Below are 1318 nucleotides of genomic sequence, written 5' to 3' on the forward strand. Positions count from 1 at the left end.
GTTGCCCACATGAAGCACAGAGGCCTCCCAACAGAGGCCTCGATCACCGGGATTGCCCTGAATGGGCAAAGCGATCTACGCGCCCCATCGTCTATGTGCATCCAACCTCCCGCGAAACGCGGGAACGGGGCTTGATCAGCGTTGCCCTAACGCACCCGTCTTCGCTTTTTCAGCCAATTTCTTACCTTTTTCGGTATCGAGAAAGGCATGGAAGGCCCGTGTCAGCCATTGTTGCGTGGCCTCCTTGTCCATGGCGCCCTCGAGCAGCCTGGCTGCAGAGCCAACGATGTAGCCCAAGCGTTTGTTGGCCGTCTCGCCTTGCCCTTTCGCGCAACAGGCCATTGCTTGACCCAGCAGGCTGCGCGAAATTCCGGTTTTGACAAGATGCTCCTGGCCATCGAGCATCCCGACCATGCCCACGTCGCTGCCTCCCAATGTCGCCTTGGAGCGCGAGAAGACAACAGCACTTCCAGACAGGCGCATCGCGTCATGGCCGCCAATGTCGGCCTTGGTTGAGAGAAATGTGATAGGCCGAATAATCGAGAATATGGGCTTGTCCGGCCGGTTTACGCCGGGAGCCGAGACAGGCGCACGTATGCTCCTGGAGCACGCGGCGTCCGGCGTCATGCAATCAGGCGCCGGGGCTGCGCTGGCCGGCGCCACGCTGCGGCGGGGCGTTAGTCCAGCCAATCGGGCATCAGTGCCATGTTGCTGATCGTCGGCCGTTGCCGGGTTGCGTGGTAACGCCGCGTCATCGGCCGCAGGGAGCGGCGAGCTTGCTGCGCCAGAGGTCGGGGTGATACGAGATTCCATACCATGCTCCAGTAACCAGCGGTACATTCTGCAATGCGGCCAATCCCGAGCAACTCCATTTGGCGTAATCGTCATTCGGTAAGCGAATATCGACCGAGCGTCATCATTGACGTTATCCAGACACGACACACACGGCCTTGGACGCGCGCGACATGTAAAGTTGCTCGCGTCAGGGCGCTCTATCGCGGCTTGTCGCGAGCATCGCGTAGATGCTCATGCTGCTTGCGCTATCGAAGCTGGGGCTAAGAGCGGCTAACAAAACTACTGCGCAGCCGCCAGGCGGGCGCGGCCGGTGCTCGGAATCCTCATGTACCCCTCGTACACTCCGGTTCCTGTGCGCCGTCCACGCCCACCTGACGACCGCTCGCTATGTTTTGTTAGCCACTCTTAGTGTTAACAGGCCCTAGCCAATGACTGTCTTTTATAAACATCTGAAGCTGCCGCCGAAGAGGATCAGGTATACTTCGGAGGTTCCTGATTACGTATATCAAAAAAGAACTAATCG

1 other RNA gene and 1 pseudogene are annotated in these 1318 nt (G+C 59.0%); one reads left to right on the forward strand and one right to left on the reverse strand.

The annotated features are described in order from the left end of the window. Positions 1 to 147: 147 nt before the first annotated feature. Positions 148 to 813, reverse strand: a pseudogene (locus tag XAXN_RS23355) (type III effector protein XopC2); the annotation flags it as partial. A 307-nt stretch (positions 814 to 1120) separates the two neighbouring features. On the opposite strand from XAXN_RS23355, the gene XAXN_RS22265 reads away from it, so the two are divergent. Next, positions 1121 to 1196: non-coding RNA, sX9 sRNA (locus tag XAXN_RS22265), on the forward strand. The last annotated feature ends 122 nt before the right edge of the window (positions 1197 to 1318 follow it).

The organism is Xanthomonas axonopodis (genome assembly GCF_001304695.1).
Lineage (GTDB): Bacteria > Pseudomonadota > Gammaproteobacteria > Xanthomonadales > Xanthomonadaceae > Xanthomonas > Xanthomonas axonopodis.